This is a genomic window from Fulvivirga ligni (genome assembly GCF_021389935.1).
Taxonomy (GTDB): domain Bacteria; phylum Bacteroidota; class Bacteroidia; order Cytophagales; family Cyclobacteriaceae; genus Fulvivirga; species Fulvivirga ligni.
Genome location: NZ_CP089979.1, coordinates 2,731,376 through 2,745,892 on the forward strand (window position 1 = coordinate 2,731,376; position 14,517 = coordinate 2,745,892).

At 38.2% G+C, this 14,517-nt stretch carries 8 protein-coding genes, 1 tRNA gene and 1 pseudogene; 4 read left to right on the plus strand and 6 right to left on the minus strand.

Annotated features, from left to right (window positions below):
- Positions 1-18 precede the first annotated feature (18 nt).
- The 3 genes from LVD16_RS11750 to LVD16_RS11760 all read left to right on the plus strand — a co-directional run bounded on the left by LVD16_RS11750 (position 19) and on the right by LVD16_RS11760 (position 6,694).
- On the plus strand, positions 19-4,560 hold the full coding sequence (locus tag LVD16_RS11750) for a T9SS type A sorting domain-containing protein (protein ID WP_233774137.1): 4,542 nt from the start codon (positions 19-21) through the stop codon (positions 4,558-4,560).
- Between the two features lie 62 nt (positions 4,561-4,622).
- Positions 4,623-4,760 (plus strand): hypothetical protein, encoded by a 138-nt coding sequence (locus LVD16_RS11755; RefSeq protein WP_233774138.1) that lies wholly within the window; start codon positions 4,623-4,625, stop codon positions 4,758-4,760.
- A gap of 8 nt (positions 4,761-4,768) precedes the next feature.
- Entirely contained in the window at positions 4,769-6,694 is a 1,926-nt protein-coding gene (locus LVD16_RS11760; RefSeq protein WP_233774139.1) for a polysaccharide biosynthesis protein, read from the plus strand.
- A 171-nt stretch (positions 6,695-6,865) separates the two neighbouring features.
- Here LVD16_RS11760 and LVD16_RS11765 read toward each other — a convergent pair whose 3' ends face one another.
- The 3 genes from LVD16_RS11765 to sucC form a co-directional block, all read right to left on the minus strand.
- Positions 6,866-7,756 (minus strand): DUF6089 family protein, encoded by an 891-nt coding sequence (locus LVD16_RS11765; RefSeq protein WP_233774140.1) that lies wholly within the window; start codon positions 7,754-7,756, stop codon positions 6,866-6,868.
- Between the two features lie 248 nt (positions 7,757-8,004).
- Positions 8,005-8,078, minus strand: a tRNA-Arg gene (locus tag LVD16_RS11770).
- 14 nt (positions 8,079-8,092) lie between these two features.
- Positions 8,093-9,304, minus strand: a complete 1,212-nt coding sequence (gene sucC, locus LVD16_RS11775) for an ADP-forming succinate--CoA ligase subunit beta (RefSeq protein ID WP_233774141.1) — start codon at positions 9,302-9,304, stop codon at positions 8,093-8,095.
- A gap of 128 nt (positions 9,305-9,432) precedes the next feature.
- Between sucC and LVD16_RS11780 the strand changes: the two genes are divergently transcribed.
- A complete protein-coding gene (locus LVD16_RS11780; protein WP_233774142.1) occupies positions 9,433-10,083 on the plus strand; it encodes an ABC transporter ATP-binding protein in 651 nt (216 codons plus the stop codon).
- A gap of 3 nt (positions 10,084-10,086) precedes the next feature.
- Here LVD16_RS11780 and mtaB read toward each other — a convergent pair whose 3' ends face one another.
- The 3 genes and pseudogenes from mtaB to hppD all read right to left on the minus strand — a co-directional run bounded on the left by mtaB (position 10,087) and on the right by hppD (position 14,381).
- Complete coding sequence (mtaB, locus tag LVD16_RS11785; protein ID WP_233774143.1) at positions 10,087-11,406, minus strand: tRNA (N(6)-L-threonylcarbamoyladenosine(37)-C(2))-methylthiotransferase MtaB; 1,320 nt, start codon at positions 11,404-11,406, stop codon at positions 10,087-10,089.
- Positions 11,407-11,457: 51 nt separating this feature from the next.
- Positions 11,458-13,180: pseudogene (locus LVD16_RS11790) on the minus strand (phospho-sugar mutase).
- Between the two features lie 106 nt (positions 13,181-13,286).
- Complete coding sequence (gene hppD / locus LVD16_RS11795; RefSeq protein ID WP_233774144.1) at positions 13,287-14,381, minus strand: 4-hydroxyphenylpyruvate dioxygenase; 1,095 nt, start codon at positions 14,379-14,381, stop codon at positions 13,287-13,289.
- Between the last annotated feature and the right edge of the window lie 136 nt (positions 14,382-14,517).

A 14,517-nucleotide genomic window follows, 5' to 3' on the forward strand; every position in this document is an offset into this window, starting at 1 on the left:
CTACTAAACTGAAGATATATGAAGTATTTTTTACTCTTAACCCTTTCGATATTTCTTGTCACCGATATGTTCGGGCAGGCCACCGGAGATTTTAGAACATTTAGTTCAGGTAACTGGGATAATGTTAATGTCTGGGAAAGATTTGATGGAGCTGTTTGGGTCAACCCCGCTCCCTCTGCACCTACTAGTTCAGATGGAACCATAACTATACGTGCCAATCACTCGATAGCAATAGCTTCAGGTTCAGTTTCGGCGGATCAAATAGTAATTGCGGCTAATAATGCTTCTATTCTTTCTGTAAGCGAGGGAGCGACTCTGATTTTAGACAATGGCGCGGGTAGTGATCTAAACATACAAACGGGTGGTTTTGGAGGAAGTACGGCTGGAGAACTGCAGGTTTATGGTACATTGCAAATTTCTAATGGAGCTACTATTGCAAATGCTAATGCCACTCGCCTATTCGTTTATGGTACATATCAGCATAATTATCAAGATACTCCGGGTACTGTTTATTTAGCATCTTGGGCGGATGGATCTGTCTTAGAATTTTCAGGATATACAACTGTCGATGCGGCCCCGGATGGGTTGAATCAAAGCTTCTATGATTTTGTATGGAATTGTCCGAGTCAAAATTCCACTGATGGATTTATAGATTTTGATGGTGCCTTCGGTTCAACAACAATTCGAAATGACTTTATTCTGAGGAATACTAATGACATTTTTTTTGTTCTGACCCAAGGAACCGCGTATACGTTAGATATTGGTAATGATTTTGTGGTTGAAGGCAATTCGGTTTTAGCATTTAATGGTTTTTCAAGTGCAAGTAGTACTGTGAATGTTGCTGGAGACTTTTTATTTGGCTCAACCTCTAGTCAGCCTAGCTGGTTATCCATTGAAGGTGACCTTGATTTAAATATCTCAGGGGATTTAAACATAAGTTCAGGAGAGTTTGATTTAAATGCAGGAAGTGGGACTTCAGACCTTAGTTTGGCAGGTAATTTAACGATAGCAGGGACATTGACATCTTCAGTAAGTCCTTCCACCTTTAACTTTGATGGCTTGAATCAAACAGTTTCTATTACAGGTTCATTTACAGGAGCAACAAATACAATTGTAAACAGTCAATCCTTGGATCTTGGTACAAGCGTTTTGCGAGGTTCAGGTGACTTTACCGTTTCTGCAGGAAGTGAATTAAGAGTTGGTTCAACTGCAGCATCTGGAGCTATTCAGTCGAATACAACTGCAGGTAATATAAGAGTGTCAGGAACAAGGACTTATAATTCTGGAGCAACTATTACATATAATGGGGCTGCATCGCAATTTATTGGTACTGGGCACCCTACATCGTCCGGAGTTAACCTTACTATTGATAATAGCAATAATGTTACCTTAGCAGGTAACGTTACGGTAGGAGAACTTCTTACATTGCAAAGTGGTAACCTTATTGTTGGTGCTCATACATTAACACTAGATGATGGTATAACTGGTTCTGGTAATATTACAGTAAGTGCTTCATCCAATATTGTTCTTAATGGTGCTGGTTCTACTGGTACTTTTCCATTCAATGATACTCCTACCTTAAATAGTTTTACTTTAAACAGAGCTGGAGGTGGTGTTACATTTACATCGGATGTTACTTTACAGGGAGCTTTAACAATAAATGCTGGTACTCTTAATTTTAATGATCAAGCATTGATTTTAAATGGTACATTAGTAATTGGTGATGGAACTGGTTTTTTAGCTTCAAATAGCTCTTCAAATCTAACTATAGGAGGTAGTGGTGCTTTTGGTACTTTGACATTTGCTGCAGGCAATAATGAACTCAGCACTTTAACTGTACAAAGGCCAACAGGTGCATTAGCATTAAGTGGAAACTTAAATATAGCCACCACCTTCAGTCTGACCAATGGTTCTTTCGATAATGCCTCAGGTAACATTTTTATGGCTGATGGCGCAACTTTAATTAAAAATTCAGCAGCTACTTTTTCTGGGAATAATCCAGAAGTTAGTCCGGGTGAAACATATAATGTAAGCTATACAGGCAGTGATCAGACCACGGGTGCAGAAATTCCTGCGGCTACTGAGACAGACGCATTGGGTGATTTAACGATCAATGCTGGAATCATTTCTCTGGATCAGAATTTGCAAATCAATGGTGTCGTAACTTTGCAAGCAGGTACTTTTTCAATTTCAAACAATACAGTCACTGTAAAAAATAACTGGGTTAGGAATAATGGTTCTCTATCATCAGGTAGTAGCGGTCTAATAATCTTTGATGGTACTACTACAATTTCAGGAACTAATACAGCAACTTTTGGAAATATTCAGCTCACTAATGGATCAAGTCTTACTTTACCTAGTGGTACGTTAAACTTCTCTAGAAATGTACAGATAGATGCAGGATCAACCTTTAATTCCAATGGCGGAAGCGTGGTCCTTAACGGAGGTAATTATAATCAGTCTATCAGTGCAGCTGGAGCTGACTTCAATAATATTAGGGTAAGTAAGTCTAGTGGCGGTAACGTTATTTTAAGCAATCAGCTGGATCTTTTAGGAGCACTTACTTTTACTTCTCCTACTCAGGTTACTTCAAATGGTAACTTAACAGTTATCTCCTCATCGGACGGTACTTCAGGGAATGGTAGAATAGGTACATTGATAGTAGGCGCTAGTTCAGCTAGTGTTACCGGTGATGTAGTGGTTCAAAGATATATGAGTGGTGAGGGACGTATTTGGAGATACATTGCTTCTCCAATTCAAGATGCAACGGTAGCGGATTGGCAAGATGATTTTCCGATTACAGGTGATTTTACAGGTCATTCTACAATAGCGCAATGGCCAGCTTATACAGATATGAAAGAAACCAATGCGTCTCTTTATTATTATGACGAAACTGTGAGCAGTGCAGACGATCAAGAAGGTTGGATAGCTTACCCAGCATCTGGCGGAAGCAATACGGCTCCAATTTTTGCTGGTCAAGGCTATATCGCTTTCAATAGGGTAGAAGATACTCCTACAGTAATTGATGTCACTGGCCCTATAAATACTGGTGTTACACCATTTAATGTCAGTGTTACTTATACTAATACTGGGAATGCAGCAGCAGATGGGTGGAATTTAATTGGAAATCCTTTTCCATCTTCAATTAACTGGAATAGTACAGATATTGATAAAACAAATATTGACAATACAATTTATTTGAAAGATGCCAGTGGTCAGGTGTTCTATTGGAACGGTGAATCTGGAGATATTACAGATGGACTTATTGCCACAGGTCAGGCATTTTGGGTAAAAACAAATGGAGCCAGTCCTAGTATAACTATTTCTGAGAATGCCAAGGTAGGATCTACTGCTGAATTTTATAGAGAAAGTAATACCATAACCAATCAATTAATAGTTTCTTTATCTGACGGAAATATGACTGACAAAACCTATCTCGTTGTTAGAACAGATGCTAAAGATGATTTTGATAGTAAGTACGACGCCTATAAAATGAATAATTCAGCCTATGGTAAGGAGCTTTTTGATCTATCATCCTTCAATAGTGATAGTGTTGATCTTGCCATGAATTACTTCCCTGAATTCGGTTGTACCAGAACAGTTGGGTTAAACATTAAAGATGTGAAGAATGGAAACTACACACTTGATGTAGATGGTTTGAATACCTTTGAAGGTGAAGTAACTATTCTGTTACACGATACCTATTTAGATGCCACGGTTGACGTTTCAATCCAAGATTCATATGTTTTTTCAGTTGATAAAAGTATTAAAGAGTCCTATGGTAAGGGTAGATTCTATTTGGAGTATGTTCAGGAGTACCTAAGCTCACAGCTTAATATTAATTATTCATCGGATATTTGTGTGGCGCAGGCTGCTAATGTGAAGTTAGAAAATCCTCAATCAGCAGCCAGTTACTATTTGATATCAAATGGTGTGGTAATTTCTGATACGTTATCTAGTATTAATGAGTCTCCAATAAACTTTGTCATTTCAGCAGACCAATTATCAGAAAACTCAAATGACTATACTATAAAGGCTCAAGCAGCCACTTGCTCTGCTACTTCCGAAGGTGAGAGTTTTAGCTTTAATGTTATTGATTTAAAGCCTACGATTACTGTTGAAGAGGATTATTTGAAATCTAATTATTCTGTGGGGAATCAATGGTATTTTAACGATCAACCAATAGAAGGGGCTTCAGGTGCCATTATTCAACTAGATCAGGCTGGTGTATATGAATTGAGGGTTTCTCAAAATGGGTGTGAGGCTTCATCCGCGGGTTTTGAATATTTGGTAACAGGAATAGATTTTGGTGATAATGGTCAATTTGTAGGATACCCTAACCCTTCATCAGAAACTATACAATTTAAGTTTAATGATGCTATTATTGGAAAAGAAGCGGTAGTTGAAATATATAGTCCAACTGGTCAGAGATTGAATGGTGATAAAATTATAGTTAATGAATCTTACAAATTAAATGTGGCTTCATGGCTTAATGGTGTATATTTGATTAAATTCAATGTAGAAGACAAAGTATATACCCAAAGAATTTTAAAAAAATAATCAATATAGTGATTTTTGATTTTAAAAAAACCATATGTACAGCTGCGTTAATTGCTATTTCGGTGGCAGTATACGCGCAACCAGAACCCCCTGTTGATGATGTAGATAGAGTGCCTATCGGAGGAATTGAGATCCTTTTATTAGCTGGCGGTGCTTTTGGCTTGAAAAAGGTGCTTAACAATAAGAAGAAGTCTAAATAGGCTAAGATGTGATAACTAAATTTTTAATACAACTACGAATACTTCCAAGATGGATTATTATCGTTTTGGACTTATTCGTAGTTGGTTTTTCAACCTATCTGGCGTATCTCCTGCGCTTTAATTTCGAACTTTCTGAGCTTTATAAATTTAATTATGGTCTGGGTATTTTAATTAATACCAGTGCTTGTTTATTAGCTCTATTAGCCACTAAAAGTTATGCTGGCATAGTTCGCTACACCGGTTTGCATGATGGTGTTAGAGTGCTTTCAACATTGCTCATTACACATATTGCCACGGGATTGGTGAACTATGGCTTTAATTTATACAATGGCTATAATCTATTGCCATATTCGGTAATACTGATTTCACTCTTAGCCTCCTTTGTATTTCTATTTCAGTATCGTTTATTAATTAAAAACATTTTCTCATACTATAGAGGGCCCAAAAAAGGAGATAAGCTTAGGGTGGCTATATTCGGTGCCGGTCAATTAGGTATGATCACAAAACAGGTCCTTGATAATAGCGTTGAGCCTAATTTTAGGATCGTAGCGTTTATTGAAGATGACGCTACAAAGGTTGGTAAGGTCATTAATGGTACAGAGATATACTATGGTGTGGATGACCTGGCTTCTTTAATAGAGGAGTTAGACATTAAAGAGCTGATCATTGCGGCCTCACGCCTTTCTTTGGATAGGAAAAATGCAATCGTTGATGCATGTTTAAGTCAAAACGTAAGGGTAAGAACTATACCTGAGGTTGATGATTGGGTGAAGGGAGAACTCAGTGTAAACCAAATCAAGCAAGTTAACATAGAAGACCTTTTAGGTAGGGAATCTATTCAGTTGAATAATAAGCTCGTTTGGGATCAGCTTAAGGGCAAGAAGGTATGTATCACAGGTGCGGCGGGTTCTATAGGAAGTGAATTGGTAAGACAGGTGATACAATATGATCCCGAATTGGTGATTCTTATAGATCAAGCTGAGTCGGCATTATATGAGGTAGAAAGGGAGATAGCTTCTTCCGAAAAAGATAGTAGATATAAGTTTTGCGTGGCTGATATCACTAATAAGAAACGCATTAAGGAGATCTTTGAGATAGATCAACCGGATATACTTTTTCATGCGGCAGCTTATAAGCATGTACCTATGATGGAGCGCAACCCGGCTGAGGCGGTATTGTGCAATGTCATTGGGACTAGAAACCTCGCGAACCTGGCGATTGAGTATGGAACTGAGAAGTTTGTAATGATTTCTACAGATAAAGCTGTGAATCCTACTAATGTGATGGGGTGTTCTAAAAGAATTGCAGAGATTTATGTTAGAGCGCTCAATAATGAATTAAGAAAAGCTGAGAATAAAGCATCAAAGACCTCCTTTGTAACTACTCGTTTTGGTAACGTTCTGGGTTCTAACGGATCTGTAATCCCATTCTTTGAAAAGCAAATTAAGGAGGGTGGTCCGGTAACAGTGACCCACCCCGATATTACAAGGTACTTTATGACCATTACAGAGGCTTGTCAGCTCGTTTTAGAAGCTGGGGCTATGGGTAATGGGGGTGAGATATTTATTTTCGATATGGGGCAATCTATGAAGATTGTGGACCTTGCCAAGAAAATGATCAGACTCTCTGGTTTAGAATTAGATAAAGACATCGAAATAGTATTTACAGGCTTGAGGCAAGGTGAGAAGCTGTATGAAGAGCTATTGGCCAGCAAAGAGAATACACAACCTACGCATCACCACAAGATCATGATTGCTAAGGTGCTTGAATACGACTATCAAGAGATTAGCCAAAGTGTAGACAAGCTACATGAACTGGCTAAGTTGGCTAAGAGTAATTTTGATATCGTAGGAGTGATGAAGTCGATTGTGCCTGAGTTTAAAAGCAAAAGCTCAGAGTATGAGATACTTGATGATGTCCTTTCAGAAAGTTGACCTGAACTAGGTCCTTTAATCAGAAAATGAGATCTCTTTCATAAACTAGGTTCATTCCTAATTTACATTATCGTTGAGATATATCTTGGAAGCTTTAAATGTGTCAGAAATTACTTGTTACAAGTAATTAAGTATGATGCAATTAAGGAGATTGATACTGATAGAAATTAGTTACCTTCTCTTAGGTCTTCTAGATCTTCCACCACGCTTCATCTTATAAGTGTTAAAGAACTGGGCTGGCAGATAGTATTCCACTTTAAAGCTCAGCATGAAATAGCCATCATTATCGTTAGGGTTACCTCTTATATGATCCGCTTCTAGTGCTGGAAGAGCTGGATCTAGCTCATTTCTTCTATCAGCCATTGCTCGAGCTAATTCAGAATCAAAAGAATTGTTATCCTTATACACAGTACTCACGTCATCTAAATAATCAGTAAACGTCAATCTGTAGCCTCCTTCTATGCCAATGTTTACAAAAGGATTAACCTTATATTTTACACCACCACCAAATGGAATTACAAAGGCGAATCGACTATATGATACACCTTCTGTTTGTAATGGCTGTAGTGCAGTGTAAGAGCCAGCATCAGCTAGTGGATCTCCATTCCAATCTGTTGAAGGTATTTCTCCTTTAGGGTTGAAATAAAGGCCTCCTATGCCTATAAAAGCATAAGGATTTATGGTGGGTCTTTGATAGAATCTATTTCCTTGTGGGAAGGCATGAATAATCCCTACCACGTTAAATTCAATATTATCAGACCTAAAAGATAGGTTTCTTCTGTTTTTTCCTGGAAAGTCAGAATCCTGATCATCTCCACCAATTCTAAAGTAGCTTAGTTCAGCACGACCAGAAATGTATGGATGAAAGAAGTATTGTACACCAAAGTTAAGGTTCAATTTAGGGTCTATGTAATCCCCATTATCTTTTAGATCACCGAAATAGGTAGTGGTACCCGTTCCAAAGGATGCGATAATATCCCTGGAGTTTCTAAGTCTATAAAAACTTTGGGCCATGAGGCTTTCAGAAACTAGAAAAAGACAAAGCAGTAATACTATTCGCATAAAAATTGATTGATAATACTTTATGAACCTGAATTTAATGATAATGTTTATTTTTTAAAATAATGTCTTTAAAAAAACAACTTTCCGGTTCCTACACAATATTAACATTATTTGTTGAAATTGTTCGAATCAAACTTAAATAGTTAGTCCACAAAATGCATTTAGCGATTTATGTAAATGAATTCTGGTTAATTATCACACCTTAGGAATAAAAAAAGCTCTATAAATTCCTTTATAGAGCTTTTCCGTGCGTCCGGAAGGATTCGAACCCTCAACCCCCAGAGCCGAAATCTGGTATTCTATCCAGTTGAACTACGGACGCTGATTTTATGCTTTTTAAGATAAAACCTCTTTTACTTTAGATGCGGCATCCTTCAGAAGAATAGCAGATGCTACTTTTAAGCCAGATTCTTCAATGATCTTAGCTCCTTCTTCAGCGTTAGTACCTTGTAGTCTTACGATGATTGGAATATCGATAGTTCCAATTTTCTTGTAAGCTTCCACTACTCCGTTAGCAACACGGTCACATCTTACGATACCACCAAAAATGTTGATAAGGATAGCTTTTACGTTAGGATCTTTAAGTATGATTCTGAATCCAGCTTCTACAGTTTCAGCGTTAGCACCTCCACCTACGTCAAGGAAGTTAGCAGGCTCACCACCAGATAATTTGATGATATCCATAGTAGCCATAGCAAGTCCAGCTCCATTTACCATACAACCTACGTTACCATCTAATTTAACGTAGCTTAAGCCAGATTTTCCAGCTTCTACTTCAGCAGGATCTTCTTCAGTAATATCTCTTAATTCTGCAATATCTTTATGTCTGTAAAGAGCATTGTCATCCAGGTTAACCTTTGCATCAACAGCTAAGATTTTGTTGTCAGAAGTTTTAAGCACCGGGTTGATCTCGAACATAGAGGAATCAGTAGCTTCATAAGCTCTGTAAAGAGAGTAGATGAATTTAACCATCTCTTTGAAAGCATTACCTTCTAAACCTAAAGCAAAGGCGATTTTTCTAGCCTGGAATCCTTGAAGACCAACAGAAGGATCGATCCATTCTTTAACGATCTTTTCAGGAGTGTTCTCAGCCACTTCTTCAATGTCCATACCACCTTCTGTAGAGGCCATAATTACATTACAGCTCTTAGCTCTGTCTAAAAGGATACTGATGTAGTATTCTTTAGGATCAGACTCTCCTGGATAGTATACATCTTCTGCAATAAGTACCTTGTTTACTTTCTTGCCTTCTTCACCAGTTTGGTGAGTAACAAGTGTACCGCCTAGTATATTCTTTACCTTTTCAGGTACTTCATCAAATGATTTAGCTAAAACTACTCCGTTAGAACCAGTTTCGTTAACTTTTCCTTTACCTCTACCACCTGCGTGTATTTGAGCTTTAACTACAAACCATTCGGTTCCGGTTTCAGCATTAAGTTCTTTTGCTGCTTCCTGTGCCTTAGCAGGATTGTCTACAACAATTCCTCTTTGCACTCTAACACCGTAATTTTTTAGTATTTCTTTCGCTTGATATTCGTGGATATTCATGCTCTCAAATTTTTGCACGAAAGTAGGCGATTTGCCTTTATATTTCAAGTAATCGATATTTTAATATCTCTAATCCTCAACATCTCTGTAAATTCATTAAGTTTGGGCCTTTATTAAACAGATTAGACATGCTCAGAGCCACCGGTATTAAGAAGACATATGGAGATTTAATGGTCCTTAAGGATATCGATTTGCATGTACCCAAGAAGGAGGTAGTGTCTATTGTAGGTGCCTCTGGAGCTGGTAAAAGCACATTGCTTCACATTTTGGGCACTTTGGATAAACCCGATGCTGGAAGGCTGGAGATAGGAGGGAGCACCGTTAATAATCTGAGTAGTAAAGAGAAGGCCGCTTTTAGAAATAAGAACATTGGCTTTATCTTCCAGTTTCATAATCTTCTGCCTGAGTTTACTGCTTTTGAGAACGCTTGTTTGCCTGGTTATATCGGTAACAGAAGCAAAGGAGAAGTGGCAAAAAAGGCCGACCATCTATTTGGAATTTTAGGTATATCTGCAAGGAAGGATCATAAGCCCTCTGAGCTCTCTGGTGGTGAACAGCAAAGGGTGGCTGTGGCCAGAGCATTAATCAACGATCCGGCGATTATTTTTGCAGATGAGCCTAGTGGTAATCTAGATTCTAAAAATGCTATGGAGCTACATAATCTCTTCTTTAAACTGAGAGATGAGCTATCACAAACATTCGTGATAGTAACTCATAATGAGGAGCTTGCCGGTATGGCAGATCGAAAACTTGAGATAAAAGACGGTAAGATTATTTAAGGCTTAATGAGCTAAAATCTCTTGCTCTACTTCTTCTACTTCTGCATAACCTTTTGTATTGATAGAAGTAATTTTCACTTTCTTAGTCTCATTCACCAAAACAGGATCATATTTTACTGATACACGCACATAATTGTCTGTAAAGCCATGCATCATGCCGTCTTCAATGTCTTCCTCGAAAAGAACGGTATCTACTCTTCCAATATTTTGCTCATAGAAGAATCTCTTCTTTTTCTCAGATAACGACCTAAGCATTTTAGAACGCCTGTTTCTTTCTTTCATAGGTACTACCTCACCCATCTCAGCGGCCATGGTGTTGGCTCTTTCTGAGTAGGTAAATACGTGTAAATATGAAATATCCAGATCATTTATGAAGTGATAGGTTTCCAGGAAATCTTCTTCAGTTTCTCCCGGGAAGCCCACGATAACATCCACACCAATACAGCAATGAGGCATTAGCTCCTTTATCTTGCTTACTCTATCCTGATAAAGAGGGCTCAAATACCTTCTGCGCATCATTTTCAGAATCTTATCTGAGCCTGACTGTAATGGAATATGAAAATGAGGAACAAAAGTGTTTGATTGAGCTACAAACTCTATAATCTCATTATGCAAGAGGTTGGGCTCAATAGATGATATTCTTAATCGTTCCAGTCCTTCAACTTTATCAAGTTCCTGGATAAGATCTAAAAATCTGTCTTCTCTTTGTCCATTTCTGATGCCGAAATCGCCTGTGTTCACACCCGTAAGTACAATTTCTTTAACGCCAGAATTAACAATATCATGAGCTGATGCAAGGATATTCTCTATGGTGTCGCTTCTACTTTTGCCTCTTGCCAGAGGTATGGTGCAGAATGTGCATCCATAATCACAGCCATCCTGAACTTTTAAGAAAGTCCTGGTTCTGTCATTGATAGAATAAGCGTTGTTATAGGTGTTGGCTTCTTCAATTTCAGAGGCTAATACTTTTGGCTGCTCAGGTCTTACAAAATCGTCAAGCAATTCTATGAGTCTGAATTTCTCAGCAGCACCAAGCACGGCATCTACACCAGGGATCTCTGAAATTTCTTTGGGCTTAAGTTGTGCATAGCAACCGATGATGGTTACATAAGCATTAGGAGAGATCTTGCGGGCTTCTCTCACTATCTTTTTACACTTTTTGTCAGCATTTTCAGTAACAGAGCAGGTATTAATAATAAAAATGTCTGGGGTTTCTGTAAACTCCACCTTTTTATAGCCTTTCTCCTCAAACATCCTGGAAATAGAGGATGTCTCTGAAAAATTTAATTTGCAGCCCAGTGTGTAAAAAGCAACTTTTCTCATTGGGCTGCAAATATAAGCAGATTAGTTAATCTAAACTATAATCTGTAGCAATTACAGACTCATTAGATCAGTTTCTATACTTTCAATTTGAGCGTTCAATTCAGATTCTACTTTAGCAAAATCTGCAGTATTAGCCAATGGCTTGTTCACGCTGATATAGAATTTGATTTTAGGCTCAGTTCCAGAAGGTCTGGCACTGATTTTTTGAGCCATCTTCTGTGAAGAACTGAAGTACGTTAGATTTTTCGTAATCTATGGTGGTTTTCTTCACCGCTACAAGATCATTTTCTACACTGTTTAGGTAATCAATTACCTTCACCACTTTAGATTCTCCAAATGATTCTGGTGCGGTATCTCTGAAATTCTTCATCATTTGCTGAATCTCTTCTGCACCTTGTTTCCCTTTCTTGGTAAGCGAAATAAGCTTTTCTTTATAGAAACCACACTCTTGATAGATTTCTATTAAAAGTTCGAAAACGGATTTGCCTTCTGATTTGGCATAAGCACACATCTCAGCGATCATGGCACAGCTGGCTACAGCATCTTTATCGCGCACAGCTTCTCCTATGAGATATCCGTAACTTTCTTCCCCACCAGCAATGAAAGTTCTCTTGCCTTCATTCTCTCTGATGATTGAGGCTATATATTTAAACCCAGTAAGTGTATCATAAGAATCTACGCTAAACCTTTCAGCTATCTTTTTGATAAGCTCAGTCGTTACAATTGTTTTTACAATGTACTCGCCACCTTTGTATCTATTCAGCTCAGTCCATCTTTTTAGGATGTAATAGATTAATAAACTTCCTGTCTGGTTTCCATTTAAAAGTTGAAATTCTCCCTGTAAGTTCTTCACAGCTATTCCAACACGGTCAGCATCAGGATCTGTGGCCATTACTAGGTCTGCATCGATTTCTCTTGCTTTCTCTAGTGCTATTTTAAGGGCCTCTGCTTCTTCAGGGTTTGGATATACTACTGTTGGGAAATTTCCATTTGGCTCTGATTGCTCTTGAACCACGTGAACGTGCTCGAAACCAAACTGCTTCAAACACTCAGGAACCACCGTTACTCCAGTACCATGGATAGGAGAGTACACTATTTTAAGATTCTTCTGTTCTTGTACAATCTCAGGAGATAATGAAAGCTCTTTGATCTCACCCAGATAAAGCTGATCTATCTCAGTGCCAATGCTGTGGATTAAATCCTCATTAGCATCAAATTTCACATCGTTGATAGAGCTGATGTTATTTACTTCGGTAATTACATTTTTGTCATGTGGGGCTACCATCTGTGCACCATCATTCCAGTATGCTTTGTACCCGTTATATTCTTTGGGATTGTGAGATGCTGTAAGCACTACTCCCGTATGGCAGTTAAGGTGTCTGATGGCAAACGAAAGTTCAGGAGTAGGTCTAAGCTCCTCAAAAAGAAACACTTCTATGCCATTTGCAGAGAAAACCGCAGCTGTAGTTTCTGCAAAAAAGCGGCTGTTATTTCTACTGTCATGAGCGATAGCTGCTTTAAGTTTTTCTCCAGGATAAGTTTTAAGTAAGTAGTTAGCTAAGCCTTGAGTAGCCATGCCTATGGTGTATTTGTTCATTCTGTTAGAACCCATACCCATAATTCCTCTTAAACCTCCTGTGCCAAACTCAAGGTCACGATAAAAGGCTTCTGTTAGTGCACTTTCATCTTCTAATAAAGCTTGTATTTGCTGCTTAGACTCTGCGTCTATGTTGCTGTCAAGCCACTTTTGGGCTTTTTCTTTCACTTCGCTCATGAATGTATAATCGTTAGTTTTGTGTTTCGATAGTGAGAGCCACCTATGCTGGAGGCTCACTCTTAATGGTTTCGCTATTTAAAAACCGCTGGTCAAAATAAATGTTTTATAAATTGCCGCGCAACTCTTGCTCTCGTTCTATGGCTTCAAAAAGTGCTTTGAAGTTACCTTTTCCAAAAGACTTAGCACCCTTGCGCTGGATGATTTCATAAAATACTGTAGGTCTATCTTGTACAGGTTTTGTGAAAATCTGTAATAAATAACCTTCTTCATCTCTATCAACAAGTATGTTTAAGTCTTTCAAAGGCTGTAGATCTTCTTCTATTTCTCCCACACGCTCAAGAAGATCTTCATAATATACCTCTGGCACTACCAGAAATTCCACACCTCTTTTTCTAAGTTCTGATACGGTATGAATGATATCATCTGTGGCGATAGCGATGTGTTGAACACCAGCACCATTGTAGAAATCAATATATTCTTCTATCTGAGATTTTTTCTTTCCTTCCGCAGGCTCGTTAATAGGAAATTTGATGTATCCATTGCCGTTAGACACCACTTTAGACATTAGGGCACTGTACTCTGTGGAAATATCCTTGTCATCAAAGGTGATAAGTAATTTAAAGCCCATCACATCCTCATAGAACTTAACCCACTTATTCATTTCTCCCCAGCCTACGTTACCTACGCAGTGGTCTACATATTTTAAGCCGATAGGTTTTACGTCAATAATACTTTCTTTAGCCTTAAAGCCAGGTAGGAAGGGGCCATTGTAATTTTTTCTTTCCACGAAAGTATGAATTGTTTCTCCATAAGTTTGGATGGAGGCCATCACCACTTCTCCATTATCATCGGAGTAAGTTTTAGGTTCAGCTACAGCTACAGCACCTCTTTCGGTGGTTGCTTTGAATGAAGCGGCGGCATCATCCACCCATAGGGCTAAAACCTTCACCCCATCGCCATGTTTTTTCACATGGTCTGATATTACAGAATCAGCCTGTAGAGAAGAAGTAAGTACAAATTTGATTTTATCTTGCTGTAAAACATAGCTTGCACGATCTCTAACTCCTGTTTCGGGACCTGCATAGGCTACTAGTTTAAAGCCAAAAGCATTTTGGTAGTATAGGGCAGACTGTTTAGCGTTTCCTACATAGAATTCAATATAATCGGTTCCATTAATAGGCAAAAAATCTTGTTCCATAGTTTAAATCGTTTATTCATTGGTCTCGTAGGTAAATTTACAGGAAGTGGCTCTTTTTAAAAATTATTTCTGCTACAGTTCAGATTTCAAATAATATTTTTGGAAGTTAAAATTAGACTATTGAGTTTTGCAGAGC